The following is a 24,326-nucleotide window of genomic DNA, read 5'->3' on the forward strand; positions in this document are numbered from 1 at the left end:
GCGCACCGCCCGGTGTCGCTGGTACCGTCGGGCCACCCGCACCGCCCCACGAGCGCAGGAGGAAACGCGAATGAGCCACGCCGCGGCGACCCCCGCCACATCCCCGAACCCCCCTCCACGCGAGCAGTGGACCGGTCAGGTCGGGTTCATCCTGTCGGCCATCGGATCTGCGGTGGGGCTCGGCAACATCTGGCGCTTCCCCGGTGTGGCCTATGAGAACGGCGGCGGTGCCTTCCTGATCCCCTATCTGGTCGCCCTCCTCACCGCCGGCATCCCGATCCTCTTCCTGGACTACGCCATCGGCCACCGGTTCCGCGGCGCGGCTCCCACCGCGCTGCGCCGTCTCGGCGGCCCGCGGGCACGCTGGCTGGAGTCGCTGGGCTGGTTCCAGGTCACGATCGCCTTCGTCATCGGGCTCTACTACACGGCCGTGATCGCCTGGGCGCTGAGCTACTTCGTCTTCTCCTTCGACCTGCGCTGGGGCGATGACCCGGCCGCCTTCTTCACCGGCGACTACCTCCATGTCGGGGACCCCGGCTTCAGCCTCGAATTCGTGCCTGCCGTCCTCTTCCCCCTCGCCCTCGTGTGGATCGTGACGATCGTCGTGCTGGGGGCGGGTGTCGCGAAGGGCCTGCAGCGCGTCAACGTCGTCTTCCTGCCCCTGCTGGTCGTGGCCTTCCTCGTCCTCGTCGTGCGCGCGCTGTTCCTCGAGGGCGCTCCGGTGGGTCTGGACGCGCTGTTCACCCCGAACTGGGCGGCTCTGGGCGATCCGAACGTGTGGATCGCCGCGTACAGCCAGATCTTCTTCTCGCTGTCCATCGCCTTCGGCATCATGATCACCTACGCCTCCTACCGGCGTCGCAGGGCGAACCTCACCGGTCCGGGACTCGTCGTGGCCTTCGCGAACTCGTCCTTCGAGATCCTCGCCGGCATCGGCGTCTTCGCCACGCTCGGCTTCTTCGCCGTCCAGCAGGGCGTCGGGATCGATGACCTGGAGGGTCTCACCGGGGTGGGCCTGAGCTTCATCACCTTCCCGGCGATCGTGTCCCAGATGCCGGGTGGCCCGCTCTTCGGGTGCCTGTTCTTCGGCTCGCTCACGATGGCCGGGTTCACGTCGCTCGTGTCGGTCCTGCAGGTGGTCTCCGCGGCGGTGCAGGAGAAGTTCGGCCTGTCCCGGCGCGCGGCCGCCCTCGGCGTCGGCGGGGTGTCGGCGATCCTGTCGATCCTGCTGTTCTCCACCACGACGGGGCTCCTCGCCCTCGACGTCACCGATCAGTGGGCCAACAACATCGGCATCGTCGCCTCGGCCGTGCTGATGACGATCCTCATCATCTGGGTGCTCCGGCGCGGCCCCGAGCTGCGCTATCACCTGAACGCCGTCTCGACCTTCCAGGTCGGGCGGATCTGGATCTTCCTGGTGGGCGTGCTCGGCCCGATCGTCCTGGCCTACATGCTGATCCAGCGCATCATCACGCTGATCCTGGAGGGCTACGGCGGGATGCCGGAGTGGTACCTGCTCCTCTTCGGATGGGGGACGATCGCGTTCGCGGTCGTCGCGGCGATCGTGCTCTCCGTCATGGCCTGGCGCCGGTCCCCCGACGACTTCGCAGCCTGGCCACCGTTCCCGCCCGCACGCGATACCGCCGAAGCGGCGAAGGAGGGGTCCCGATGAGCGCGCTCGCCGTCGTCTTCCTGGTCCTGGCTGTGGTCATCCTCTGGGGCGGCCTGATCGCGAGCGTCCTGTACCTGCGTGCACGGCCGGAGCGCAGCTCGTTCCCTCCCGGCGGCGAGGACGACGAGCGCGAGGACACGCCGATCATCGCCCGGGACACCTGAGACCTCGCACAGACGTCGACCGCGGTCGCACCGGAGTGCGGCCGCGGCCGACGTGGAGCGGACCGGGTCAGTTGAGCTCGGAGGGGTGTGCGCCCACGCGCCCGGATCCGTCGCCCGGATCCAGCGCCGTGATCGCGTCGATCTCGGCGTCGGAGAGCTCGAAGTCGAAGAGGCGGATGTTCTCCACCATCCGGTCGCGGCTGGTCGTCTTGGGGAAGACGATGTTGCCGGTCTGGAGGTGCCAGCGCAGCACCACCTGCGCGGGGGTGCGGCCGTGCGCCGAAGCCGCGTCCCGGATGGCGGGCGTGCCGAACAGATCGTATTTGCCCTGACCGAGCGGGCCCCATGCCTCGATGTGCACGCCACGGGAACGGCACCACTCGGCGACCTCGCGCTGCTGATGGGCGGGGTGGAGCTCGATCTGGTTGACCGCGGGCAGCGTGTCCGTTTCGGCCACGATCTTCTCGAGATGCTCGACCAGGTGGTTCGAGACCCCGATGGACCGGCTCAACCCGGCCTCGTTCAGGGTGATCAGTTGCGTCCAGGCATTGATGTAGTTGCCGTTTGCCGGTGCCGGCCAGTGGACGAGGTACAGGTCGACGTGCTCCAGGCCGAGCTTCGTCAGGCTCTCCTCGAGTGCTCGGCGGGGGTCGTCGCCTGCCTGACGGTCGTTCCACAGCTTGGTGGTGATGAAGAGTTCCTTGCGGGGGATCCCGCTGGCGGCGATCGCGCGGCCGACCCCCTCTTCGTTCCCGTAGATGGCCGCGGTGTCGATGTGCCGATAGCCCACTTCCAGGGCCTCGCTCACGAGCTTCTCGGTCTGAGCGGGGTCGACCTTGAAGACTCCGTATCCCAGCTGGGGGATGTCGTATCCGGAGTTCAGGGGGATCCGGGGGATGGCGTTCTGGGGGGCGTGCTCTGTCATGCGTCCCAGCCTAGGGACCGCGGCGGGCGCGCGGACCTCCGCCGGCGCACGTCTGCGCGATCGGCTCACCCGGGAGTGCTCACGTTGACTCTCACCGCCGATCGCGTGAGTATGGGTACCGCCCCGTACGACCTGACACCGAGTTTCGAGCGCCGTGACGCTCGGTGCAGCGAGAGGAGACCCGTGCGCCCGCACCGGATCGTGGTGACCGCCACCGCAGCGACAGCATGCGCCCTCGCGGTGACCGCCGTGACGGTGATCGCGCTCAATTCGCCCCCGGATTCGTCGTACGCCCGGTCGTCCGTTCCCGCGCAGGTCCTCGTCGTCGACGCCGTGGACGCACCCGAGCGGATCGACACCTCCCTGGGCATGGAGCCCCCGCACGAGATCGTGGACGCCGACGGCGCTCCCAAACTCATCGCCCCTCGTCCCGCACCGGAACGGCCACCCTGGGCGCCGGACGTCTCGCAGTCCGCTCCGGTCCTGCCCGAGCCCGAGCCCGAGCCGGAGCTGGCCCCGACGCCATCGCCGACTCCCCCTGTACACACGCCGGGCCCGCCGACGCCGACGCCGACGCCGACTCCCGTCCCCACGCCCGACGACACCCCGCCGCCGGAGGACATCCCGGATGAGGGCGACCCCGACTCGGGGACCACCGACCCGGCTCCCCCGCTGATGGTCCCCGGCGCCCCCGAGGACACCTCGTCCCCGTCGCCGCTGTTCGAGCTGCTCCCGCCGTCGGACACGCCCACCGCGGATTAGTCGTCCCGGAGCTGCGGCTCAGTCACCGACCGTGACGTCGACCTGGATCTCGGCGGCCAGGCGTTCGAGTTCCGCCGTCAACTGGTCGACGTCGACGTCGGCGGGCACCGACGCGGCGATCGACGCGTCGAAGAGCTGCCCGCCGGCCATCGCGGCGTCCCGTGTGGTGGTCGTCATCCGCTCGATGCTGACCCCCCGGCCACGCAGCACGGAGGTGATCTCCTTGACGATCCCGGGGTGGTCGTTGCCGAGAACCTGGAAGGAGATGAGTCGAGCGGGACCCGCCGCCGGATGCGGGCCCGCCGCAGGGACGGCGATCGCGATGAGCCCCTCCATCGCCCCGAGTGCGGCACGCAGCGATTCCGTCCGGGCTGCCGGGACGGAGACCTCCACGATCCCGGCGAAGGCACCGGACAGTTCCGCCAGCTGGCTGCGTTCCCAGTTCCCCCCGTGATCGGCGACCACATCCGCCACGGCGGCGACCAGACCCGCGCGATCGTTGCCCACCACGGTCAGCACAAGCGTTGTCATGCCGCTCAGCGTAGGCCAGGGGGGACGCCGTCGTCAGGGGCGCAGCATCACCTTCGTCGCGCGGCGCTCGTCCATCGCGGCGTAGGCCTCGGCCACCGCCGTCAGGGGCAGCTCCAGGTCGAAGACCAGCCCCGGCCGGATGGCGCCGGAGCGCACGTCCGGAATCAGCTCCGCGACGTACCCGCGCACCGGTGCGACTCCGCCGTTCACTCCCACGTTGCGGTTGAACATGGAACGCACCGGCAGCTCCGGGCCGCCGTTCGGGACGCCGACGTACCCGACCATCCCGCCCGGACGCGTCGAGCGCAGCGCCTGGTCCATGGACTCCCGCGTGCCGACGCATTCGAGCACCCGGTCCGCACCGATCCCGCCCGTGAGGGCCTGCACGGCGGCGACCCCCTCGTCCCCGCGCGCCTCCACGATGTGCGTCGCCCCGAACTCGCGCGCGAGCGCCTGCCGCTGCGGATGCCTCGACATCGCGATGATCATCGCCGCCCCGAGCCGCTTCGCGGCGATGATCGCGCACAGGCCCACGGCACCGTCGCCCACGACGGCGACCGTGTCCCCGGCCTCCACGCCGGCCGAGACAGCCGCGTGGTGGCCGGTCCCCATCACATCGCTGAGCGTGAGAAGCCCCGGGATCTCCTCATCCGCGACGGGTCCGGGCACGACCGCGAGGGTCCCGTCCGCGAGCGGCACGCGCACGTACTCGCCCTGTCCGCCGTCCGCGAAGCCCTCCTCCCGCACCTCGCCGCCCCACCATCCGCCGTTCAGACACGACGTGCTGACGCCGTTGCGGCAGTTGACGCAGGTGCCGTCGCACACGTAGAACGGCGCGATCACGAAATCGCCCGGCTTCACGGCCGAGACCTGCTCGCCCACACTGTCCACGACGCCGACGAACTCGTGCCCGATGCGATGCGGCGCCTTGGTGGGCGTCACGCCCCGGTACGGCCAGAGGTCCGATCCGCACACGCAGGACGCGACGACCCGGACGATCGCATCGCGACCGGTGGACAGCTGCGGCCGGGGGACGTCTTCGAGGCGGATGTCACGGGCGGCGTGGATGACGGTGGCGAGCATGCTCCGAGCCTAGGGCCGAGGGGGCTAACGCCGCCCGACCCTGTCCCCCGCGCTGCGGGGCGGATCCACCGTGACGTCGAGAGGCTCGAGACCCCGGTGCGAGGTCCAGATGAGTTCCTCGCCCTTGGCGGCGTGCTGGGCCGCGCGCACCGCCCGCTCGTCCGCCCAGCTGTTCAGCCGGTGCCCGCTGTGCCCGCGGACGTGCTCGAGCACGACCGGCGGCAGTCCGGCGGCACGGCGCGCCTCACGCGCTGCCATCAACTGCTCGAGGATCTCGCGGTTCGCCACCGGCTTCTTCGCGCTGGTGACCCAGCCCCGCCGCGCGTGCCCGTCCATCCAGGACGAGTACGTGTCGATGGCGTACTTAGAGTCGGCCTGGACGGTCAGCTGCGTGACGTGCTGGTGGTCCCGGATGGCATGCAGGAGACCCAGCAGCTCGCCGATGTTGTTGGTGCCCGAGGGGAGGGAGCCGGCCGCCCATTGGCCGTCCTCACCGACCCACGCCCAGCCGGCCGGCCCGGGATTGCCCTTGCAGGCCCCGTCGGTCGCCACGGTGTATCGGTCGAGCGGGGAGTCGGGCGCGGGAGGCATCCGCCCATTCTCCCAGCTCCCGCGCGTGCGTTCTCCCCCACGCTCAGGCGGTGACCGCTCCCCGCGCGCCGGCCGCGTGCTCCGCGCAGCGCAGCGGCCGCCCGGCGCACGCGTCGCATCGGACGAGCCGCCGGGTGCAGTCATCGGCGCAGTTCACCATCCGCGACGTCGCCGCACCGCAGCCGGCGCAGGAACCGATGACCTCGGCATCCGCCCCGAAGGTCACGGATTCGCGGCCGTCGAACACGTAAAGCGAGCCGTCCCACAGCCCGGCGTTGCCGAAGCGCTCGCCGTACCGCACGATCCCGCCGTCCAGCTGGTACACCTCCTGGAAGCCGCGGGCGACCATGAGGCTCGAGAGCACCTCACAGCGGATCCCGCCGGTGCAGTAGGTGACCACCGGCTTGCCCTTGAGGTGATCGTATCGGCCGGAGTCCAGCTCGGCGACGAAGTCGCGCGTCGTCTCGACGGACGGCACGACCGCGTTCCGGAACCGTCCGATCGCCGCCTCGAACGCGTTCCGCCCGTCGAAGAAGACGACGTCGTCCCCGCGCTCGGACACGAGGTCGTGGACGGCATCCGGGGCGAGCGGCGTCCCGCCGCCGACGACGCCGGCGGCCGTGACCGCGAGTTCGTCCGGGGCGCCGAAGCTCACGATCTCGTCCCGCACCTTCACCGACAGCCGCGGGAAATCGACACTGCGGCCCTCGTCGTCGAGGCCGGATCCCGCCGACCATTTCACATCCATGTCCGCGAAGGGCGCATAGCCGAGCGTCTTGCGCCGGTACTTCTTGACGGCGTTCAGCTCTCCGCCGACCGTGCCGTTGATCCCGTGCCGGGAGATGAGGATGCGACCGCGCAGGCCCAGGGACTCGCAGAGGTCCCGCTGCCACAGGCGAACCGCCTCCGGGTCGGCGAGAGGGGTGAAGCGATAGAACAGCAGGATCTTCGAGACGGGCACCGGCCAATCGTAGGCGGTCACGCCGTGGGCGGGGTGTCCATGGGGGCGGTGACCGGAGCGGGCACCGCCGTATCGTTCATCGTCGTGACCGCGCTCACCCTGTTCCGGGGCGCGCCCGGATCGGACCGGTGGCACGGGTGCCGGCTTCTCCACAGTTCCCTCGTGCCGGACGCCGCACACCCTAGGCTCGGAGCACTCGGCATCCGGCCGCAGAGGAGACGTGCGATGAGCGACGAGCAGCCCCCGTCCGGTCCTGACCGCTACCCCGGAGCCCGGGCGCCGCAGCCGTCCGGGTCCCGACCGCCGAGACTGGTGCAGCCCTCTCCCGGGGCACCGCCGGTACAGATCGCCGACGGATACGACACCCCGCGCTACGCACCACCGCCCCCTCCCCGGGGCTGGGGGTCCCCCCGGCGGCTCCCTCCCGGACCGGCCGGCTCCGGTCCGGACCCGCGCCCCCGGGCGCTCGCCGTCACCGCGCTCGTCCTCGCCGCCGTGGGAGTGCTGCTGGCCTTCCTTCCCGTCCTCGGCTTCCTCACCGGGCTGCTCCTGCTCGCCGGACTGGTCTGCGCACTCGTCGCCCTCGTCAGCCCCCGGCAGGGAGGGAAGGGCCTCAGCATCGCGGCGCTGATCACCTCCGTGCTCGGCGGGGTGGTCGCCGTCGCCGGCGTCCTGATCAGCGTGTTCTTCGTCGGCTTCGGCGGCCTCTGGGGCATGGGCGGCGAGAGCCGGCCCGCGGAGAGCATCCCGAGCCCGCCCGTCCAGGACGAGCGGGTCTACGGCGCCGCCGAGGCACCCCTCGTGCTCGAGGCGGCCGCCGCTCCGTTTCCGAACGACGACGACGTGTGGTGGTACACCGTGATCGTCGACAACCCGAACGCGGACGCCGTCTTCGAGGACTCGCTCGTGGACCTCGAGCTGACCGACGCGGACGGTGGGGTCGTCGCCATCACCTCCGACTACGTATCGCTCTATCCCGGCACCTCGGCGATCAGCGGATACTTCATCGGCGTCCCTTCGGACGCGCCCGGGACGGACGTCACCGTCGGCCTCCCTCCGGCCGAGGACGGCAGGCTGCTCGACGCGGAGGAGCTCGGCGCGCTCGTCGTCTCCGACGTGCAGACCACGACCGATGAGATCGGCACGACCGTCACGGGCACGGCGACCGTCACCTCCGCCGTGGCACCGGCGTATCCCGCCGTGACCGTCGTGGCCCGCGACGCCACCGGGACGATCATCGCGGCACAGTGGCACCCCCTCGAACCCGGCGGGGATCCCTCCTCACCGTTCGAGGTCGTCTTCTACGAGCCGTTGCCCGCAGACGCGACGGTCGAGGTGTACCCCAGCCTGTGAGCCCCGCGGGCCACCGCGAGGTTGAGCACGCCGAACACGAGCACCAGCAGGGCGGAGAACGCGGGGAACGACAGCGCGAGGGTGACGCTCACGTTCTCCCCCACCGCCCCCGTGACGGCCGACGCGAGGGCCTGCGCGAGGGTCAACGCCGATGCCAGCAGCGTCATGGTCGTGGCGGAGCGACCCTCGGGGCTGCGCGCGCCGGCCAGGCTGAAGATCGTCACGAGCGCCGGCCCGACGCCGAGGCCCATGAGCAGCAGCGCGACGACGACCCCGCCGACGGTGTCCGTCATCGCATACGCGACCGCGGAGGCGAGCATCACTCCGCCGAACACGATCCAGCGCCAGCGCAGGGCGAACCGCGACGGCAGGAAGGCGACCGCCAGGGCCAGGACGGCGGATCCGATGCCCATGAGGCCGTAGAGGAGCCCAGCCTCGGACCCCTCGCCCCGTTCGCCCATGAACGCCGTCAGCGAGGTGAGGGTCGTCCCGAAGAACAGGCCCACGGCGAAGGTCGCGCCCACGAGCACGAGGACGCGGGGCGCGAGCACCGCCGAGAACGGGGCACGTACCGGCGTTTCGGACTCGTCGGACGTCGCGACGACACCGGTGGGGTGCAGGGCGAAGGCGGTCACGAAGGTGAAGCTGAGCGCGGCGGCGATGGCGATCGGCGCCCACGGGGCGACGAACGACGCGAGGATCCCGACGAGGAACGGCCCGATGACGAAGGCCGTCTCGTCGGCTGCCGACTCGTAGGACATGGCGCGGGAGAAGGTGCGCTGCCGCCGGTCCGGATGGAGGTGGTCGCGGATGATCGCGATCACACGGCTGCGGCTCATGGCGGCGGCCTGCGGCGCCGTTATCCCGATGAGGGCGGCGACGGCGAGGATCATGGCGGGCGGCATCCCGGAGAAGACCACCAGCGGGAAGACGCCCAGCAGCACGCCGTTCAGCAGGCCGATCGGCACCAGCACGGTGCGCTGACCGTGCCGGTCGACGGCGTCCCCGATGAGCGGGCCGGCAACCACGACGCCGATGCCGACGGCCGCGGATGCGAGTCCGCCGAGGGCGACCGAGTCCGTGGCGCTGGTCACGAGCGTGAGGACACCCACGACCATCATGGCGAACGGCAGGCGTGCGATGAACGCGATGGGGAAGTATCCCCATCCGGTGTGCTGGATCAGGGTGCGATCGTCGGGATCGGATGCCAAGGCAACCTCCGAAGGAGTGGCGGCGTGCCGCCTTGCTCCGCCAGCAGGTAGTTGCACACGCAACGGGTCAGTCTAGGGCGCTCCCCTGAACGATCGCCCTCAGTGCCGCGTCACCCGCGTTCCGCATCCGTCAGTCGATGCGCGAGTCCTCGCTGAGCCGGTGCCAGGTGCGGTTGTGGTAGACCAGCGCGTTGCCGTGCTCTCCGTGCTGCACGTCGCGGTTCAGCCCGGACTGCAGCGCGTGCGCGGCGACGACCGTGGAGCCGCCCGCGCTCATGCGCTCGATGATGCTGCAGCGCACCCACGCCCGTACCCCGTTGTACACCGGCTCGCCGGTGACCAGCCGGGACCAGGAGTCGCGGTCGGCGAAGCGGTCGATGCCGCTGGTGGAGCCGAGCTTCGCCACGTCGAGGTCGTCGCTGTCCAGCAGATGGACCACGACCGTCTCCGCGGCCAGGAGGGCGGGAGCGGCGGACGAGAGCGCGGAGATGGAGAAGATGAGCAGCGGCGGGTCGACGCTGACCGACGACACGGAGGTAGCGGTCAGGGAGACGGGACCGTCCGGACCCTCCGCGGTGATCACGGCCACTCCGCCCGGGTGCCCGCGGAAGAGCGCTTTGAACTCGTCGGCGGACAGGGAGGCGCTGATCGCGCGCTCGTGCGCGGCCAGCTGGTCAATGGAGTGCGAAGGGACGGTGGTCATAAGTAGAACGTAAATCCTTCCTGTTACGAGGAGATCACGATGACGCAATACGAGGAAACGAGGCGGTAACCGCTGGGGCGTCGGCGAGGATCTGTCGCACGGCGGATCGGCCGGCGCGATTCGCCCCGACCGTCGATTGGGACGGGCCGTACCCGATCAGGAACAGCCGGGGTTCGTCGACCGCCCGCGAGTCCGCCACGCGCACTCCCCCGGCGCGCGTCCTCAGCCGCAACGGGGCGAGATGGTCGAGGGCGGCGCGGAAGCCCGTGGCCCAGAGGATGACGTCCGCGGGCACGAGAGTGCCGTCCGGCATCCGCACGCCGTCCTCCTCGATCGCGCGGAACATCTCGTGGGGCACGAGTACACCGCGCGCTTGCGCGGCACGTGCCCACGGCGTCCAGTGCATGCCGGTGATGGAGATGACGCTGCCCGGCGGGTCGCCACGGCGTACGCGCTCCTCGACGCCGGCGATCGCCGCGATCCGGGCGGGGGTGTCGAACTCCTCATCGAGCCACACCGGCGGGCGCCGCGACACCCAGAAGGTACGGGCGACCCGCGAGATCTCGTCCAGCAACTGCACGGCGGAGATCCCCGCGCCCACGATCACGACCGTCTTTCCGGCGAACTCCTCGGCGGACACGTAGTCGTGCACGTGCAGCTGGCGACCGCGGAACCGTTCCCGGCCGGGATACGCCGGCCAGTGCGGACGGCTCCACGTGCCGGTGGCGTTGATGACGTACTGCGCGAGATAGGTCTCATCCCGCGTCTGCACGAGCAGCCCCGCGGCCGGATCGCTCGCCCGGCGGACGGCGCGCACCCGCGCGGGTCGGCGCACGGCGAGACCGAACCGCTCCTCGTACTCGCGGAAGTACTCCGGCAGGACCTCACGGCCGGGCGCCTGCGGGTCCGCGGCGGGGACGGGATGGCCGGGAAGCTCATGGATGCCGTTCACGGTCCCCATCCGGAGGGTCGCCCATCGGTGCTGCCACGCGCCGCCGGCACGCTCCTCCGCATCCAGCACGATGTACGTCCGCTCGCCGCCCGTCGACGACCCGAGCGGCACATAGCCGCGGCGTTGCAAGTGGTACGCCGCGGACAGCCCGGCCTGGCCCGCCCCGATGACGACGACATCGACATCGACGTCGGCGGTCTCCTCGGGCATACCCGGCACAACGCGGCCGCCGGGCCGGGCATTCCTCCGGGATGCGGCTCAGGCGTGGGGCTGCGGATGACGAGGGCGCTCGTCGGCGAGTGCCCGCGCGATCGGGGTGTCCCCGCCGCCGAACCGGATGGTGCGTCCGATCGTCGTCTCCTCGAGCAGCGACTGAGCGATCACGGCCGCGACATCGGCGCGCGGCACCGCGGCGTCGCCCTTCGGGCTCGTGGTGATGCGTCCGGTCGGCGGATCGAGGGTCAGTGCGCCGGGCGCGAGCACCGTCCAGCGCAGCGGGGTGTCGCGCAGGTGGTTGTCCGCGGCGAGCTTCGCGTCCGCATACGGGAAGAAGGCGTCGTCCGGGTCGATCCCGTGATCCGAGGACGATCCGATCCAGGACACCATCACGTAGCGGGGAACGCCGGCACGGACGGCGGCGTCCATCGACCTGATCGCGGCATCGCGGTCCACGGCGTACGTGCGCTCGGGGCTTCCGCCGCCGGCACCCGCCGACCAGACCACCGCGTCGTGGCCACGCACCAGCTCGGCGAGCGCGACCACGTCGAGCTGCTCCACGTCCGCGACGCGCGCGGTCGCCCCGGTGCCCTCGACATCGGGGACGTGATCGGGGTTGCGGACGACCGCGGTCACGTCGTCGCCGCGGTCGACGAGGAGCGGCTCGAGCAGGAGGGCGACCTTGCCGTGCCCACCGAGGATGAGGATGCGGGCCATGGAAGTACTCCTTCGGGTCGTGGTGCCCTCCACCCTAGGGAGCGGGGTCGCCGCACCCCCACGGGTTGACAGGCCCCGGGAGTGCCCGGCTGCCGTCACGTCAGCGCACGGCGCCGTCCAGGTACCACCACCGGCCGCTCTGCCAGACGAACCGGCTCCGTTCGTGCAGCACGCCGTCGACCGTGCCGTCGCGGTGACGCGCATGGAACTCCACCCACCCGCGACGATCGCCGGGCAGGCCGTCGACGGTGTCCACGACCTCCAGGCCGCGCCATTCGGTCGCCGGGTCCAGGACGAGGTCCTCCGGTCGGGTGCCAGGGTGCCAGGTCTCCCGCAGATGACGGGCGTCCCCCACGACGAAGGCTGTGTACCGGGAGCGCATCAGTCCCTCCGCGGTGGCCGGCGGCGTGCCGCGCAGGGCGCGCGCGCAGCAGTCCCCGAAAGAGGAGCCGCTGCCACAGGCGCACGGGTCCGCGTCATCCAATCTGGCGAAGCCGGGCATATCCGGAGCCTAACCGTTGTTGCGATCCGTCATGGCCGACGCACGCACCCTCCACCCGAACACCGTCATGGACGCCGTCACCCTCCGGGTCGGTGATCTGGAGGGGATGTCCGGCTACTACGCGGACGCGCTGGCACTCAGCCCCATCGAGGAGAGCACGCGGGGCCGCGAGGTGCATCGGGTGCTCGGTCGCGCGGGCACGCCGATGGTCCGCCTCGTACACACCCCGGGGCTCCCCGAAGCGGATCCCCGCCAGGCCGGCCTCTATCACACGGCTTTCCTCTTCGACTCACCCGCCGCCCTCGCCGCCACCGTCTACCGCACCGCGCAGCATCCACGGAGCCGGTTCGCGGGTTCCAGCGACCACCTCGTCAGCGAGGCCTTCTACTTCACCGATCCGGAGGGCAACGGGATCGAGCTCTACACCGACCGTGCCCGGGACCTCTGGCAGCACATCAACGGCGAGGTGCAGATGGCGACGGAGTACCTCGATCCGAACCTCTACCTGCAGACGCATCTGACACAGGAGGTGTTCGACGCCGCACCGCTGGATGCCGGCAGCGTCGGGCACGTCCACCTGCAGGTCGGGGACGTCCCGGCGGCGCGCGCCTTCTACGTGGACGCGCTCGGATTCGAGGCGACCATCGCGTCCTACCCGGGCGCCCTGTTCGCTTCCGCGGGCGGCTACCACCACCACGTCGCGATGAACACCTGGCGCAGCGCAGGCGCGGGCCCCCGGGCCGCGAGCCTGGGACTCGGCGAGGTGGCCCTGACGGTCCCCGAGCGCGCGGAGCTCGATGCCCTGGCGGACCGGCTGCGCACCGCGGGCCTCGCCTTCGGCGACGACGGGCGCACGGTGACGACCACAGACCCCTGGGGCACCCGCGTCACCGTCACGCTGCCCGGCACCGGGGTCGACGAGCTCCTCGCGCGCTGACCCGGCGGCGACCGCCCTCGAGCCGCCCCGGAGTGGTTGACTGGGGCGATGGAACCGGTCGCGATGTTCCCGCTCGGCACCGTCCTGCTTCCGGCGATGCCGCTCACGCTGCGCATCTTCGAGGAGCGCTACCGGGTGATGCTCGGTCATCTGCTCGACCTCGAGGAGCCGGAGTTCGGGGTGACGCTCATCGAGCGCGGCCATGAGGCCGGCGGGGGCGAGGAACGCTTCACGGTCGGCACGATGGCCCGGATCACCCGGATCACCCCGGGCGCCGAGGACATCATCGTCGTCGCCTACGGCGGCACCCGCATCCGGGTCACCGAGTGGCTCGACGACGCGCCGTACCCCCGTGCGGTGGTGTCCGCGCTCCCCTCCCTGGAGTGGAAGGAGGAGCTGGCGCCACTGCGCGACGAGGTCGAGCACTCCGTCCGTCGGGTGCTGGCTCGTGCCGCCGAATTCTCCGACGGCACCTGGGACCCCGGGATCGACATCGCGGACGACCCGGTGACCTCCGCCTGGCAACTGGCGGGGATCGCGCCGCTCGGCCCGCTGGACCAGCAGGCGTTGCTGCAGTCCCGCACCACCGGCGAGCTGCTCGGCCGCACGCTGGACCTCGTCATCGAGGCTGAGCCCACCTTGACCGCTGCCGCGGCGGACGACGACTTCGATCAGGCGCTCGCCGATCTCCTCGGCGAGGGGGACGACGAACCGGACGGATCCGGTCCTCGCCCCTGACCCGTCACCGCCCGGGCCGTCAAGCCCTACGAGGACCCTCCGGACCCGACGGGCGGCGCAATAGGCTGGACGGGTGAGTGATGACAGCACCCCCCTTCGGTTCGTGACTCCGCGTGGTCGCCTCATCGCCCTCGCGGTCGTGTGCCTGCTCGTCACCGTGCTGGGCGTGCTCATCGTCGTGCTCAACCCCGACCAGATCATCCCGCTGCTGCTCGGCGTCGCGGTGATCGGCATCTTCGGTCTGGGCGGCGGGATCTCCATCGTGCGCCAGCTCATCGGGTCCACGGTGCTGCGGGCGGATGCGGACGGCGTCCGCCTGGCCGGACTCGGAGTCGTCCCCTGGACCGACATCGACCGCATCGGAACGACGCCCCAGGGCGAACTCGGTCTGCGGTTCCGTCGCCCCGACGCCCTGGTGACCAATCCGCGTTCGGGTATCGACCCCGCGGACATGCGCGCGACGCGCAGCGTGAGCGGCGGCTACGACCTCACGTTCTCCGAACGCGAGCTGGGCACGCCCCCCGGTGATGCCGCCAGGGCGCTCCGAGCGCGCCGACCCTGATCATGCGCCGACTCCACACCAGCATCCGCGCGGCACAGCGCGCCCCCCTGCTGCTGGTGGTGAAGTCGGCGCTCGCGACCGGGGGCGCCTGGCTGCTCTCGGAAGCCCTCCTCCCGGGTCCTCCCCCGGTGTTCGCTGCCATCGCCGCGCTGCTCGTCGTGCAGCCGAGCATCAATCAGTCCTTCAGCAAGGCCATCGAACGCTCCGTCGGCGTCATCACCGGAGTGCTGCTGGCCTCCACCCTCGGGGTGTTCTTCGGGAACCACACCTGGGTGATCCTCACCGCCGCGGCCTCCGGCCTCCTGCTCGCCTGGGCTCTGCGACTGTCGCCCGGGGCGAGCAGCCAGATCGCGATCAGCGCCATCCTCGTGCTCTCCCTCGGAGCCGCGACACCCGGGTACGCGTTCGGCCGGGTGGCCGAGACCCTGCTCGGGGCCGCCATCGGAGTCGTGGTCAACGCGCTGCTCGTGCCACCCGTCATGGTCGACCCGGCACGCGAGTCGACGGCTCGCCTCCGCGACGAGATCGCGGCATCCCTGGAACGCCTCGCGGATGCCCTGTCGACCGTGCGCACCCCGGGGCAGCTCGAAACACTCATGGTGGAGGCTCGGCTCCTGCGGCCGATGCGCGACGCCGCGGAGAAGGCCATCACCACGGGCACAGAGTCGCTCGCGCTGAACCCGCGCAGCGGTCGGCACCGCTCCGAACTCGCCGATCTCTCCCGGATGCTCGGCCTCTACACGCCGATCGTCACCCAACTGGTGGGCATGACCCGCGCGGTGTACGACCACTACTCCCCTGATCTGGTGGACGAGCCGCACGTCCGCGCCATCGCCGATCAGCTCCGCCGTGCGGCGCGCGACGTCGAGCGGGTGGGGAAGCCGGGCGCGGCCGCCCGGGAGCAACCGCCGGCGCTGACGACGCCGCTGCAGATCGCGACGGCACCGGCGAGCAACTGGGTCCTGATCGGATCGCTGCTGGAGGATCTGCACCGGATCCACACCAGCCTCACTGCCGAGACGGACTGATTCCCTCGCGCCGCGCTCAGCGCCGGGAGGCGCAGGGCACGCACATGGTTGCGGTAGGGCGCGCGCGGAGCCGCTCGACGGGGATCGGGGCGCCGCAGCGCACGCAGATCCCGAACGTGCCGTCGCGGAGCCGGCCCAGCGCCGCGTCGATCTCGCTCAACTCTCGGAGCGCTCCGATGCGGAGACCTTCCAGCCGCGACCACTCGTCGGCGAGGGTCGCGCCCTCGGGATCATGCTCGTCGTCTCCCCCGGCAGGGTCGTCGCGGGCCGCGATCACCCCGCCGAGGGCATCCTGCCGGATCGCCGCATCGCGCTCGGCCTCACGGCGCCGCTCGGTGAGCAGAGCCCTGAACTCCGCGCGCGTCGCGGCGTCCATGACGCGGCAGCTCCGGCTACTTCTCGGTCACCACGACGGTGAACCGGAGCGGCTGGATCCCGCCGTCGGAGTTCGTCATCGTGACATCGGTCGTACCGGCGCCGACGGCCTCGACGCCCGGGTTGAATTCGGCGCTGCCGTCCGTGCGCCCTTCGACGAAGGTGGCGACCTCCGTGTCCGCGACCTGGCCGGTGTAGCTGTCCACGGCGAGATCGCCGGTCGTGATGTTCAGGACCTGGCCCACCAGCAGGTCGACCGTCGCCCCCTGCAGGTCGCCGGCCGCCATCGTGACGGGGGCGATCACATCCCCTCCGATGGAGGACGCCGTGACCGTGGGCGCGGGCGCGGCGGATGTCGCGCAGGCGGCGAGGGACAGAGCTGCGGCGGCCATGACGGCGCACGCGGCGATTCGGGTGAGCTTCATGGCTTCAGTATTCCAGCGCTGTAATTCCCCCGCGATCACGAATCCGCAACGCCCCCGGTGCGGTCAGCTCGCCGCGCCGCGGGGCTTGTAGACGAGGGCGTCGCTCTCCCCGTAGGCGCGGAACACCTCGATCGCCTCTGCGCGACGGGTCCCGATGGACACCCGGATGCCGCGCTTCTCGAACTGCTCGGCCCAATCGGCGACGACGGGTCCCTCGTCGAACCCGCTGAGGCTCTCCAGCTCCGGCCCCTCGCCGGCCACGACCAGCGAGCGCACCCCGCTCCACATGGTGGACCCATAGCACATGACGCACGGCCGCCAGTTGACGACGAGCTCCAGTTCGGCGCCGTCGGCGCCGAGGTCCCAGCGGCCCAGTGCCGTCTGCGCGAGGCTGAGGGTGGTGACCTCGGCGTGCATCGAGCTCAACCCCGAGGCGAGCACGACGTTCACGCCCGCCGAGACGAGCCGGCCGGTGGTCGCGTCCACGACGATCGCGGCGAACGGTCCGCCGCTGCCCTCACGCCAGTTGCGATCGGCCAGGGCGTTCACGAGATCCATCCGGTCCTCGAGGGCGGGAAGGGTCTCCGGAAGGTCGGGAAGCTCGTCGATGAGCCAGGCGGGCAGGGAGGCGGAGAGCGAGGTGGCGAGAGACATGCGGACATCCTTGCGGACCCGTGTGTCCAGGCTGTTACGTGCGGCAGGTGAGTCTCCTCCCCTGCCCTCAGCACACCGCGGAGACATCCCGCACTGTGGATAACGCCCGCGCCGCCGCCCCCGCCCGGGCTACCGTGTGCGCATGATCCGCGCACGCCGCATCCGCGTCCTCGTCGCGGCGTTCGCGCTGGCGACGATCGCGGCCACCGCGGGGTGCACCCCGTCCGCACCGGCCCCCTCGCCCACCCCGTCCGGGTTCGCCGACCAGGCCGAGGCGTTCGCCGCTGCAGAGGAGACCTACCGTGCCTACGTCGACGCACTCAACCGGCGCAGGGCAAGCGATGACACTCCACCGACCCCTCGAGATTTCCTCATGGGCACGGCTCTGACATCAGACATCGCAGATCAGGAGGAGCTCACGGAAGCGGGCCTACGAGTCACTGGGGAATCTCGAGTGGACAGGGTCATACCCGGTGATCACGAACGCGATTCGTCAGAAGAAACCTGGATCATCGCCTGCGTCAACTCAGAGGGCACTCGCCTCATCGACGAAGCGGGTAATGATCGCACGCCGCCCGACAGAGCCCTAGTTAGCAACCTGGAAGTCCATTTCCAACAACAGAACGGGCAGTGGTTGATAGCCGATAGTCAACTGATTTCGGAGGGGCAGTGCTGACTCTCGTCCTGTCTTTGGCACTGGTGGCGATGTCGCCCTCCTCTGCAAGCTGCAGCCCTGACCTCGTCGCGGTGGGCGCTTGCTCCATTACGAACACGGGCTCGCAGATCGACATCGGCGGGGCGGGCACGCGGCCGGGCGGTCCGGGTGGCGGGGGCGGTGGCGAGCAGGGCGACGGCGGGCAAGGCGGCGGCGCAGAGGAGGACACCAGTCCCCGCTACGACGAGGACGGCAACCTGCTCGCGCCGGGCTGCCGCACCGTGCTGTGCCGGGACGGGTACTCGGTCGGCGTGATCCCCGAAGTGACGCTCGCGGATCTCGCGTCCTTCCGCCCGGCAGCGCCCACGCTGGCGAGCGAACCGGCGGGGATCGGCATCGTGGGGATGCCCACCAACCTCGTCTCCGCCGCATCCGCGCAGTCCATCCCCGGTGAGCTCTTCGGCTACGACGTCGTCGTCCGTTTCACCCCTTCCGCCTTCCGCTTCTCCTACGGCGACGGCGCTTCACGGTCGGCGCCGTCCGGTGGGGCGTCGTGGGCTGCCCTCGGCCAGCCGCAGTTCACCCCGACCGCGACCAGCCACCCCTACACCCGCCGCGGTGACTACCTCGCGTCGGTGACCGTCGCCTACAGCGCGTCGGTCAGCTTCGACGGCGGCCGCTGGCGAGACGTCGAGGGCGTCGTGGAGGTCACGACCGGCGGGCATGCGGTGCGTATCGTCGAGGCACGGACGGCCCTGGTGGACCGGACCTGCCTCGAGAACCCCGCCGGCCCCGGCTGCTGATCAGCGCTCGCGCCCGAGCCATTCGCGCAGCTTGGGCAGCTCCCAGGTGGTGACGATCCGCTCGGCCGGCACACCCGCCTGCTCCGCGCGGCGGGCGCCGTGGTCGAGCAGCGACAGCTGCCCCGGCGCGTGCGCGTCGCTGTCGATGGAGAACAGGCATCCGGCCGCCAGCGCGACGGCGATCAGGTCGTCCGGCGGGTCCTGCCGCTCCGGCCGGGAGTTGATCTCGACGGCGACGCCGTGCTCGGCGCAGGCGGCGAAGACCACGGACGCGTCGAAGGCGGATGCCGGACGCGTGCCGCGTGAGCCCTCCACGAGCCGTCCGGTGCAATGGCCGAGCACGTCGGTGTTCGGGTCGCGGACGGCGGCGAGCATCCGCCGGGTCATCGGCGCGCGGTCCATGCGCAGCTTCGAGTGCACGCTGGCCACGACCACGTCGAGACGCTCCAGCAGACCCGGTTCCTGATCCAGCATCCCGTCCTCGAGGATGTCCACCTCGATCCCGGTCAGCAGCGTGAACCCCTCCCCGGAGAGCCCGCCGACGACCGTCATCTGCTCGCGGAGACGGTCGGCGCTCAGCCCGTTGGCGACGCGGAGCCGCGGGGAATGATCGGTCAGGGCCAGGTACTCGTGCCCGAGGGTGCGCGCGGCGGAGACCATCGCGTCGATCGGCGTCAGTCCGTCCGACCAGTTCGAATGCGCGTGCAGGTCGCCCTTCAACCTCGCACGCAGCGTGCTGGGGACCTCGGCCACCCCTGCGCTGCCGCGGAGCTCAGTCAGGTAGTCCGGCACCCGGCCCTCGAGCGCCTCCGTGATCACGCGCAGGGTCTTCTCCCCGATCCCCTTCGTCCGCTGGAGACGCCCGAGGTCGGCCCGCTGATCCGGCGGCAGAGCGCTGAGCGCCGCCGCCGCCGACCGGAACGCCTGGGAGCGGTAGCGCGAGGCCCGTTCCCGTTCCAGGAGCGTCGCGATCTCGGTGAGCGCCTCGAGCGGATCCACGCGCCCAGTCTGCCCCGGGCAGCGCGCGCGTGCCAGGATGAGCGCGTGACCTCGCGCCTCATGCTCCTCGACTCCGCCTCCCTCTACTTCCGCGCCTTCTACGGTGTCCCGGCGAAGGTCACCGGCCCCGACGGGTCACCGAACAACGCGGTACGCGGGATGCTGGACATCGTGGCCAAGCTCGTCTCGACCTATCGCCCGACGCACGTCGTGGCCTGCTGGGACGACGACTGGCGTCCGCAGTGGCGCGTCGATCTGATCCCGAGCTACAAGACGCATCGCGTCGTCGAGGTGGTCGTCACCGGTCCGGACGTGGAGGAGATCCCCGACCCGCTGGAGGCCCAGGTCCCGGTCATCCGGGAAGCACTCGGCCTGCTCGGCATCCCCGTCGTCGGCGCGGCCGAGCACGAGGCGGACGATGTGATCGGCACCCTCGCGACGGATGCCGGGATGCCGGTCGACATCGTGACCGGCGACCGCGACCTGTTCCAGCTGGTGGACGACGACGCCGACGTGCGGGTCGTCTACACGGCTCGCGGCATGAGCAACCTGGAAGTGGTGACCGACGAGACCGTGTTCGCCAAGTACGGCGTGCACGCGCGCCAGTACGCGGACTTCGCGGTCCTGCGCGGCGACGCGTCCGACGGACTGCCGGGGGTCACCGGGATCGGCGACAAGACGGCTGCGACGTTGCTCGCCGCGCACGGCGACCTGGCCGGGATCATCGCCGCCGCCGAGCGCGGAGAGGGAATGAGTGCGGCGGTGGCAGCCAAGGTGCTCGCGGGTGCGGACTACCTCGCGGTGGCGCCCGCTGTCGTCCGCGTCGTCCGCGACCTGGCGTTGGCGGTCCCCGATCCGGCACTCGCGCCGCTCGGTCCGGATGCCGCTGCCGCCGCCCCCGCCTTCACCGCGCGGTGGGGGGTCGCCACGCCGTTCCAGCGCGCGGTGGACGCGATCGCGACGGTCACCGGCGGCGCCTGAGCGAAGCTCGGGTCAGGCGCCGAGCGCCGTCGTCGTCTCGACCCACTCGGCCAGCTTGGCCTGCGCCGCACCGCTGTCGATCGCCGCGGCTGCTTCGTCCTTGGCTTCGGCGAGACGGGCGAGGATCGGCCGCTGGGCCTCCGCGGGATCCTTCGACAGGCGGTACGCCACGATTCCGGCGGCCGTGTTGAGCAGGACGATGTCGCGGACGGGACCGCTGTCCCCGGCGAGGACGCGTCGGACGACCTCGGCGTTGTGCTCGGGGCTGCCCCCGATGAGGTCGTCCATGCTCGCGCGGGGGATGCCGAGATCCCGGGGGTCGAGATCGTGCTCGTGGATGTCTCCGAGCGAGATCTCCCAGATCCGGCTGTGACCGGTGGTGGTCAGCTCGTCCAAGCCGTCGTCGCCACGGAAGACGAGAGCGGTCGCCCCGCGGGTGCGGAACACGCCGGTGATCAACGGCACCCGGTCCAGTTGCGCCACGCCCACGGCGTTCGCTTCCGCCCGTGCCGGATTGCACAGCGGACCGAGGAAGTTGAAGACCGTGGGCACGCCGAGCTCGGCACGGGTCGGACCCGCGTGCCGGAAGCCGGGATGGAAGGCGGCGGCGAAGGCGAACGTGATGCCGCAACGCGCGAGCGTCTCCGCGACGGCGTCGGGTGCCAGGGCGAGGTCGACGCCCAGCGCGCGGAGCACGTCGGACGAGCCGGAGGCGGAGCTCGCCGCCTTGTTGCCGTGCTTGACGACCGGGACACCTGCGGATGCCGCGACGATCGCCGACATCGAGGAGATGTTGACGGTGCCGAAGCGGTCGCCGCCGGTACCGACGATGTCGAGGACCTGCGCCGAGACCGGGAGCGGCAGCGCCGCTTCCAGGATCGCGTCACGGAAGCCGACGATCTCGTCGACCGTCTCCCCCTTCGCGCGTAGGGCGATGAGGAACCCGGCCAGCTGCGAGGGGGTCGCCGCGCCGTCCATCACCTGTCCCATCGCCCATGTCGACTCGGACACGCTGAGGTCTTCTCCGGAGAGAAGTCGGGTGAGGATCGTCGGCCAGTTGTGGATGTCCACCATGAAGATCGATCCTATCGATCGGGGCTCGCGCGTCCGCGCACGCGTGAAACCCCCGATGGCGAGCGGACTCCCGGCATGTTCTGCACGTTCTCTTAGGATCCCCTAAGCTCCGACTCGGCTCCCGCTCGGACGGCGGGTGCAAGAATCGCCACCCGATATCGGTCATAATGGGATGCGTGACGACCCCAGCGACGTATTCCCAGGCCCTGCGCACGGTCAAGAGGCCAGACCCGGTCGCCGTCGGCACGATCGTCTGGCTCGGCAGCGAAGTCATGTTCTTCGCCGGCCTCTTCGCGATCTACTTCACGCTTCGCAGCACCTCCCCGGAGCTGTGGGCGCAGGAGTCGTCGCTGTTGAACGTCCCCTTTGCGACGGTGAACACGATCATCCTCGTGCTCTCGTCCGTGACGTGCCAGATGGGCGTGTTCGCCGCCGAGCGTTTCCAGCCTTACCGCACCGGCGGTAACCCGCTCAAGTGGGGGATGGTGGAGTGGTTCTTCCTCTCCTTCTTCCTCGGAGCGATCTTCGTGTCCGGCCAGGTGTGGGAGTATGCCCAGCTGGTCGCCGAGGGGCTGCCGATCTCGGCCAACGCCTACGCGTCCGCCTTCTACATCACGACGGGCTTCCACGCCCTGCACGTGACCGGCGGCCTCGTCGCCTTCCTCCTCGTCATCGGGCGCGCCTACGCCGTGAAGAACTTCGGGCGCAAGGAAATGACCACCTCGATCGTCGTGTCCTACTACTGGCACTTCGTCGACGTCGTCTGGATCGCCCTGTTCCTCGTCATCTACTTCCTGCGTTAGAGCGGAGCACCACCACCTCATGGCACGAGAGAAGAAGCGTCGCCCCTCCGGTCGTCGCAGTCCCCTGGCCGCCGCTGCCCTCATCGGCATCGGTCTGCTGCTGACCGGCGGCGTGTACGCCGGTGCGACGGCCGCGATGGCGGCGACCACCGAGACCTCCGCGTCGACCGCACTCACGGTCGACGACGGCGAGAAGCTGTTCCAGGCGAACTGTGCGACCTGTCACGGTCTGGAACTGCAGGGCACCGAGGCCGGTCCGTCGCTGTACGGCGTCGGCGAGCTGGCCGTGCACTTCCAGGTCTCGACCGGTCGCATGCCCCTCCAGGCCCAGGCCCCGCAGGCACCGCAGAAGCCGGTGCAGCTGACGGAGGAGCAGACCGAAGCCCTGGCCAAGTACGTGCAGTCCGTGGCCCCCGGTCCCACCTATCCCACCGAGCGCGTGCTCGACGGTGAGGGAGACGTGTCCGCGGGTGCGGAGCTGTTCCGCATCAACTGCGCCATGTGCCACAACGTCGCCGGCGCCGGTGGTGCGCTCACCGAGGGCAAGTACGCCCCGGCCCTGCACAGCACCAGCGCACTCAACATGTACGCCGCGATGGTCACCGGCCCGCAGAACATGCCGGTGTTCAGCGACATGAACCTCACCGCCGAGGACAAGCGCGACATCATCTCGGCCCTCCTCTACATGCAGGACAACGAATCGGTCGGCGGCTTCTCGCTCGGCTCGCTCGGTCCTGTCTCTGAGGGCCTGTTCATCTGGATCTTCGGTATCGGCTCGCTCATCGCGATCACGGTGTGGATCACCGCGAAGTCGAACTGACCATCCCGCCAATCGACCACACGGAACGTACGAGGAGCACCATGGCACACGAGGGCGACCCGCTCGAGCACGAGAGGGCTTCTTGGAAGCCGTCACGTGGTCTCGCTGTGGCAGTGTCGGACCCGGTGCAGAACCCCGGTCTGCCACCACACCGGGAGCGCATCACGGACAAGGATCCGGCGGCTATGAAGCGCGCCGTCCGGACGGTGTACACGCTCTTCTACCTCTCTGTCGCGGCGTCCATCTGGGCGGTCGTCGCGTACATGATCTTCCCGATCGAGAGCGGATCGCTCACCGCGATCCGGGACAACAACCTCTTCATCGGGCTCGGCATCGCCTTTGCACTCCTCGCCATCGGTGTGGGTGCGATCCACTGGTCCAAGGCGATCATGTCCGACAAGGAGTTCATCGAGCCGCGTCACGCGACGCGTGGCCGCGACTCGACGCGTGAGGCGGTCATCGCCGACTTCGCGACGGCCAACGAGGAGTCCGGTTTCGGACGCCGCGTGATGATCCGCAACTCCCTGTTCGCTGCGCTCGTGGCATCCGTCGTGCCCGGCATCGTGCTGTTCCGCGGACTCGCCCCCGAGTCGAGCCCGGAGAACCCGCACGCCGGCGACCCGGTCTACCTGCTCAGCCACACCATGTGGAAGAAGGGTTCGCGCCTCGCGCTCGACCCGAGCGGCCGCCCCATCAAGGCGTCCGAGGTCACCCTCGGTTCCGCGTTCCAGGTCATCCCCGAGGAACTGGCCGGCGTCAGCCACCATGACGGCTACCTCGAGGAGAAGGCCAAGGCCATCGTCCTGCTCATGCGCCTCCCCCAGGAGGACCTCATCGAGACCGAGGACCGCAAGGACTGGTCCTACGACGGCATCGTCGCGTACTCCAAGGTCTGCACGCACGTCGGCTGCCCCGTCGCGCTCTACGAGCAGCAGACCCACCACCTGCTCTGCCCCTGCCACCAGTCGCAGTTCGACGTGTCCGAAGGCGCGAAGGTCATCTTCGGCCCGGCGGCACGGCCGCTTCCGCAGCTGCCCATCACCGTCGACGACGAGGGTTACCTCATCGCGCAGAGCGACTTCACCGAACCCGTCGGCCCGAGCTTCTGGGAGCGTCATTGAGCACCGCC

Annotated in this window: 29 protein-coding genes; 14 read left to right on the forward strand and 15 right to left on the reverse strand. The window is 70.6% G+C overall.

Going from position 1 to position 24,326, the window contains the following annotated elements; genetic code table 11:
• Positions 1–70 precede the first annotated feature (70 nt).
• Both F6J84_RS09165 and F6J84_RS09170 read left to right on the forward strand, forming a co-directional pair.
• Entirely contained in the window at positions 71–1,672 is a 1,602-nt protein-coding gene (locus tag F6J84_RS09165; RefSeq protein WP_150973190.1) for a sodium-dependent transporter, read from the forward strand.
• Complete coding sequence (locus F6J84_RS09170; RefSeq protein ID WP_150973192.1) at positions 1,669–1,836, forward strand: methionine/alanine import family NSS transporter small subunit; 168 nt, start codon at positions 1,669–1,671, stop codon at positions 1,834–1,836. Before F6J84_RS09165 ends, F6J84_RS09170 begins: the two co-directional genes overlap by 4 nt.
• Before the next feature lie 67 nt (positions 1,837–1,903).
• On the opposite strand, the gene F6J84_RS09175 is transcribed toward F6J84_RS09170, so the two are convergent.
• Positions 1,904–2,761: an aldo/keto reductase gene (locus tag F6J84_RS09175; protein WP_150973193.1), complete on the reverse strand. Its 858-nt coding sequence runs from the start codon at positions 2,759–2,761 to the stop codon at positions 1,904–1,906.
• A gap of 183 nt (positions 2,762–2,944) precedes the next feature.
• Between F6J84_RS09175 and F6J84_RS09180 the strand changes: the two genes are divergently transcribed.
• Complete coding sequence (locus F6J84_RS09180) at positions 2,945–3,523, forward strand: hypothetical protein (RefSeq protein ID WP_150973195.1); 579 nt, start codon at positions 2,945–2,947, stop codon at positions 3,521–3,523.
• Between the two features lie 18 nt (positions 3,524–3,541).
• On the opposite strand, the gene F6J84_RS09185 is transcribed toward F6J84_RS09180, so the two are convergent.
• The 4 genes from F6J84_RS09185 to trhO are packed head-to-tail and all read right to left on the reverse strand — an operon-like array spanning position 3,542 to position 6,689.
• The gene (locus tag F6J84_RS09185; protein ID WP_150973196.1) at positions 3,542–4,054 is read right to left on the reverse strand and encodes a glycine cleavage system transcriptional repressor; all 513 of its coding nucleotides are present in this window, start codon (positions 4,052–4,054) and stop codon (positions 3,542–3,544) included.
• 33 nt (positions 4,055–4,087) lie between these two features.
• Positions 4,088–5,137, reverse strand: a complete 1,050-nt coding sequence (locus F6J84_RS09190; RefSeq protein WP_150973197.1) for a zinc-dependent alcohol dehydrogenase family protein — start codon at positions 5,135–5,137, stop codon at positions 4,088–4,090.
• A gap of 24 nt (positions 5,138–5,161) precedes the next feature.
• A complete protein-coding gene (locus F6J84_RS09195; protein WP_150891720.1) occupies positions 5,162–5,728 on the reverse strand; it encodes a ribonuclease H family protein in 567 nt (188 codons plus the stop codon).
• A gap of 43 nt (positions 5,729–5,771) precedes the next feature.
• The gene (trhO, locus tag F6J84_RS09200; RefSeq protein ID WP_150973198.1) at positions 5,772–6,689 is read right to left on the reverse strand and encodes an oxygen-dependent tRNA uridine(34) hydroxylase TrhO; all 918 of its coding nucleotides are present in this window, start codon (positions 6,687–6,689) and stop codon (positions 5,772–5,774) included.
• Between the two features lie 225 nt (positions 6,690–6,914).
• Here trhO and F6J84_RS09205 point away from each other — a divergent pair, with 225 nt between their 5' ends.
• Positions 6,915–8,042 (forward strand): hypothetical protein, encoded by a 1,128-nt coding sequence (locus F6J84_RS09205; protein WP_150973199.1) that lies wholly within the window; start codon positions 6,915–6,917, stop codon positions 8,040–8,042.
• Here F6J84_RS09205 and F6J84_RS09210 read toward each other — a convergent pair.
• The 5 genes from F6J84_RS09210 to F6J84_RS09230 form a co-directional block, all read right to left on the reverse strand.
• Positions 7,991–9,253 carry an MFS transporter gene (locus F6J84_RS09210; protein WP_238702436.1) on the reverse strand — a complete coding sequence of 421 codons (1,263 nt, stop codon included), beginning with the start codon at positions 9,251–9,253 and terminating at the stop codon, positions 7,991–7,993. The genes F6J84_RS09205 and F6J84_RS09210 overlap by 52 nt on opposite strands.
• 130 nt (positions 9,254–9,383) lie before the next feature.
• Complete coding sequence (locus F6J84_RS09215) at positions 9,384–9,956, reverse strand: flavin reductase family protein (protein ID WP_150891723.1); 573 nt, start codon at positions 9,954–9,956, stop codon at positions 9,384–9,386.
• 34 nt (positions 9,957–9,990) lie between these two features.
• Positions 9,991–11,118, reverse strand: a complete 1,128-nt coding sequence (locus F6J84_RS09220; RefSeq protein ID WP_150973200.1) for an NAD(P)-binding domain-containing protein — start codon at positions 11,116–11,118, stop codon at positions 9,991–9,993.
• Positions 11,119–11,166: 48 nt separating this feature from the next.
• Positions 11,167–11,841, reverse strand: coding sequence for an SDR family oxidoreductase (locus F6J84_RS09225; RefSeq protein WP_150973201.1), 675 nt, complete (start codon positions 11,839–11,841; stop codon positions 11,167–11,169).
• 100 nt (positions 11,842–11,941) lie between these two features.
• On the reverse strand, positions 11,942–12,343 hold the full coding sequence (locus tag F6J84_RS09230; protein WP_150973202.1) for a YchJ family protein: 402 nt from the start codon (positions 12,341–12,343) through the stop codon (positions 11,942–11,944).
• Between the two features lie 31 nt (positions 12,344–12,374).
• Between F6J84_RS09230 and F6J84_RS09235 the strand changes: the two genes are divergently transcribed.
• The 4 genes from F6J84_RS09235 to F6J84_RS09250 all read left to right on the forward strand — a co-directional run bounded on the left by F6J84_RS09235 (position 12,375) and on the right by F6J84_RS09250 (position 15,608).
• The gene (locus F6J84_RS09235) at positions 12,375–13,280 is read left to right on the forward strand and encodes a VOC family protein (protein ID WP_150973203.1); all 906 of its coding nucleotides are present in this window, start codon (positions 12,375–12,377) and stop codon (positions 13,278–13,280) included.
• A 48-nt stretch (positions 13,281–13,328) separates the two neighbouring features.
• Positions 13,329–14,018 carry an LON peptidase substrate-binding domain-containing protein gene (locus F6J84_RS09240; protein WP_150973204.1) on the forward strand — a complete coding sequence of 230 codons (690 nt, stop codon included), beginning with the start codon at positions 13,329–13,331 and terminating at the stop codon, positions 14,016–14,018.
• A 73-nt stretch (positions 14,019–14,091) separates the two neighbouring features.
• Positions 14,092–14,580: a hypothetical protein gene (locus F6J84_RS09245; RefSeq protein WP_150973205.1), complete on the forward strand. Its 489-nt coding sequence runs from the start codon at positions 14,092–14,094 to the stop codon at positions 14,578–14,580.
• A 2-nt stretch (positions 14,581–14,582) separates the two neighbouring features.
• Complete coding sequence (locus F6J84_RS09250) at positions 14,583–15,608, forward strand: FUSC family protein (protein ID WP_150973206.1); 1,026 nt, start codon at positions 14,583–14,585, stop codon at positions 15,606–15,608.
• A gap of 16 nt (positions 15,609–15,624) precedes the next feature.
• Here the strand turns inward: F6J84_RS09250 and F6J84_RS09255 are convergent, their stop codons facing one another.
• The 3 genes from F6J84_RS09255 to F6J84_RS09265 form a co-directional block, all read right to left on the reverse strand.
• A complete protein-coding gene (locus F6J84_RS09255; protein ID WP_150973208.1) occupies positions 15,625–15,984 on the reverse strand; it encodes a TraR/DksA family transcriptional regulator in 360 nt (119 codons plus the stop codon).
• Positions 15,985–16,000: 16 nt separating this feature from the next.
• Positions 16,001–16,408, reverse strand: a complete 408-nt coding sequence (locus F6J84_RS09260; RefSeq protein WP_202980441.1) for a hypothetical protein — start codon at positions 16,406–16,408, stop codon at positions 16,001–16,003.
• A 63-nt stretch (positions 16,409–16,471) separates the two neighbouring features.
• Positions 16,472–17,062 (reverse strand): nucleoside deaminase, encoded by a 591-nt coding sequence (locus F6J84_RS09265; RefSeq protein WP_150973210.1) that lies wholly within the window; start codon positions 17,060–17,062, stop codon positions 16,472–16,474.
• 142 nt (positions 17,063–17,204) lie between these two features.
• On the opposite strand from F6J84_RS09265, the gene F6J84_RS09270 reads away from it, so the two are divergent.
• A complete protein-coding gene (locus F6J84_RS09270) occupies positions 17,205–17,738 on the forward strand; it encodes a hypothetical protein (RefSeq protein WP_150973211.1) in 534 nt (177 codons plus the stop codon).
• Positions 17,732–18,520 (forward strand): hypothetical protein, encoded by a 789-nt coding sequence (locus F6J84_RS09275; RefSeq protein ID WP_150973212.1) that lies wholly within the window; start codon positions 17,732–17,734, stop codon positions 18,518–18,520. The genes F6J84_RS09270 and F6J84_RS09275 overlap by 7 nt, the downstream gene beginning before the upstream one ends.
• On the opposite strand, the gene F6J84_RS09280 is transcribed toward F6J84_RS09275, so the two are convergent.
• Positions 18,521–19,519: a PHP domain-containing protein gene (locus tag F6J84_RS09280; RefSeq protein WP_150973214.1), complete on the reverse strand. Its 999-nt coding sequence runs from the start codon at positions 19,517–19,519 to the stop codon at positions 18,521–18,523. It abuts the gene before it with no gap.
• Positions 19,520–19,564: 45 nt separating this feature from the next.
• On the opposite strand from F6J84_RS09280, the gene F6J84_RS09285 reads away from it, so the two are divergent.
• A complete protein-coding gene (locus tag F6J84_RS09285; protein WP_238702437.1) occupies positions 19,565–20,500 on the forward strand; it encodes a 5'-3' exonuclease in 936 nt (311 codons plus the stop codon).
• A 12-nt stretch (positions 20,501–20,512) separates the two neighbouring features.
• Here F6J84_RS09285 and trpD read toward each other — a convergent pair whose 3' ends face one another.
• Positions 20,513–21,574, reverse strand: coding sequence for an anthranilate phosphoribosyltransferase (trpD, locus tag F6J84_RS09290; RefSeq protein WP_150973216.1), 1,062 nt, complete (start codon positions 21,572–21,574; stop codon positions 20,513–20,515).
• 167 nt (positions 21,575–21,741) lie between these two features.
• Here trpD and ctaE point away from each other — a divergent pair, with 167 nt between their 5' ends.
• Genes ctaE through qcrA form a run of 3 tightly spaced genes read left to right on the forward strand, consistent with a single transcriptional unit; the run spans position 21,742 to position 24,318 of the window.
• Positions 21,742–22,377: an aa3-type cytochrome oxidase subunit III gene (gene ctaE / locus F6J84_RS09295; RefSeq protein ID WP_150891739.1), complete on the forward strand. Its 636-nt coding sequence runs from the start codon at positions 21,742–21,744 to the stop codon at positions 22,375–22,377.
• A gap of 19 nt (positions 22,378–22,396) precedes the next feature.
• The gene (gene qcrC, locus F6J84_RS09300) at positions 22,397–23,197 is read left to right on the forward strand and encodes a cytochrome bc1 complex diheme cytochrome c subunit (RefSeq protein ID WP_150973218.1); all 801 of its coding nucleotides are present in this window, start codon (positions 22,397–22,399) and stop codon (positions 23,195–23,197) included.
• Positions 23,198–23,238: 41 nt separating this feature from the next.
• Complete coding sequence (gene qcrA, locus F6J84_RS09305; protein ID WP_150973220.1) at positions 23,239–24,318, forward strand: cytochrome bc1 complex Rieske iron-sulfur subunit; 1,080 nt, start codon at positions 23,239–23,241, stop codon at positions 24,316–24,318.
• Positions 24,319–24,326: the final 8 nt, after the last annotated feature.

The organism is Microbacterium caowuchunii, from assembly GCF_008727755.1.
Classification (GTDB): domain Bacteria; phylum Actinomycetota; class Actinomycetes; order Actinomycetales; family Microbacteriaceae; genus Microbacterium; species Microbacterium caowuchunii.

Excerpts from the sequence above, each read along its gene's own strand:
- F6J84_RS09165 (WP_150973190.1), top strand. The coding sequence starts at position 71 with ATGAGCCACGCCGCGGCGACCCCCGCCACATCCCCGAACCCCCCTCCA.
- F6J84_RS09170 (WP_150973192.1), top strand. The coding sequence starts at position 1,669 with ATGAGCGCGCTCGCCGTCGTCTTCCTGGTCCTGGCTGTGGTCATCCTC.
- F6J84_RS09175 (WP_150973193.1), bottom strand. The coding sequence starts at position 2,761 with ATGACAGAGCACGCCCCCCAGAACGCCATCCCCCGGATCCCCCTGAAC.
- F6J84_RS09185 (WP_150973196.1), bottom strand. The coding sequence starts at position 4,054 with ATGACAACGCTTGTGCTGACCGTGGTGGGCAACGATCGCGCGGGTCTG.
- F6J84_RS09190 (WP_150973197.1), bottom strand. The coding sequence starts at position 5,137 with ATGCTCGCCACCGTCATCCACGCCGCCCGTGACATCCGCCTCGAAGAC.
- F6J84_RS09195 (WP_150891720.1), bottom strand. The coding sequence starts at position 5,728 with ATGCCTCCCGCGCCCGACTCCCCGCTCGACCGATACACCGTGGCGACC.
- F6J84_RS09205 (WP_150973199.1), top strand. The coding sequence starts at position 6,915 with ATGAGCGACGAGCAGCCCCCGTCCGGTCCTGACCGCTACCCCGGAGCC.
- F6J84_RS09215 (WP_150891723.1), bottom strand. The coding sequence starts at position 9,956 with ATGACCACCGTCCCTTCGCACTCCATTGACCAGCTGGCCGCGCACGAG.
- F6J84_RS09220 (WP_150973200.1), bottom strand. The coding sequence starts at position 11,118 with ATGCCCGAGGAGACCGCCGACGTCGATGTCGATGTCGTCGTCATCGGG.
- F6J84_RS09225 (WP_150973201.1), bottom strand. The coding sequence starts at position 11,841 with ATGGCCCGCATCCTCATCCTCGGTGGGCACGGCAAGGTCGCCCTCCTG.
- F6J84_RS09230 (WP_150973202.1), bottom strand. The coding sequence starts at position 12,343 with ATGCCCGGCTTCGCCAGATTGGATGACGCGGACCCGTGCGCCTGTGGC.
- F6J84_RS09235 (WP_150973203.1), top strand. The coding sequence starts at position 12,375 with ATGGCCGACGCACGCACCCTCCACCCGAACACCGTCATGGACGCCGTC.
- F6J84_RS09240 (WP_150973204.1), top strand. The coding sequence starts at position 13,329 with ATGGAACCGGTCGCGATGTTCCCGCTCGGCACCGTCCTGCTTCCGGCG.
- F6J84_RS09250 (WP_150973206.1), top strand. The coding sequence starts at position 14,583 with ATGCGCCGACTCCACACCAGCATCCGCGCGGCACAGCGCGCCCCCCTG.
- F6J84_RS09255 (WP_150973208.1), bottom strand. The coding sequence starts at position 15,984 with ATGGACGCCGCGACGCGCGCGGAGTTCAGGGCTCTGCTCACCGAGCGG.
- F6J84_RS09260 (WP_202980441.1), bottom strand. The coding sequence starts at position 16,408 with ATGAAGCTCACCCGAATCGCCGCGTGCGCCGTCATGGCCGCCGCAGCT.
- F6J84_RS09265 (WP_150973210.1), bottom strand. The coding sequence starts at position 17,062 with ATGTCTCTCGCCACCTCGCTCTCCGCCTCCCTGCCCGCCTGGCTCATC.
- F6J84_RS09270 (WP_150973211.1), top strand. The coding sequence starts at position 17,205 with ATGATCCGCGCACGCCGCATCCGCGTCCTCGTCGCGGCGTTCGCGCTG.
- trpD (WP_150973216.1), bottom strand. The coding sequence starts at position 21,574 with ATGGTGGACATCCACAACTGGCCGACGATCCTCACCCGACTTCTCTCC.
- ctaE (WP_150891739.1), top strand. The coding sequence starts at position 21,742 with ATGGGATGCGTGACGACCCCAGCGACGTATTCCCAGGCCCTGCGCACG.
- qcrC (WP_150973218.1), top strand. The coding sequence starts at position 22,397 with ATGGCACGAGAGAAGAAGCGTCGCCCCTCCGGTCGTCGCAGTCCCCTG.
- qcrA (WP_150973220.1), top strand. The coding sequence starts at position 23,239 with ATGGCACACGAGGGCGACCCGCTCGAGCACGAGAGGGCTTCTTGGAAG.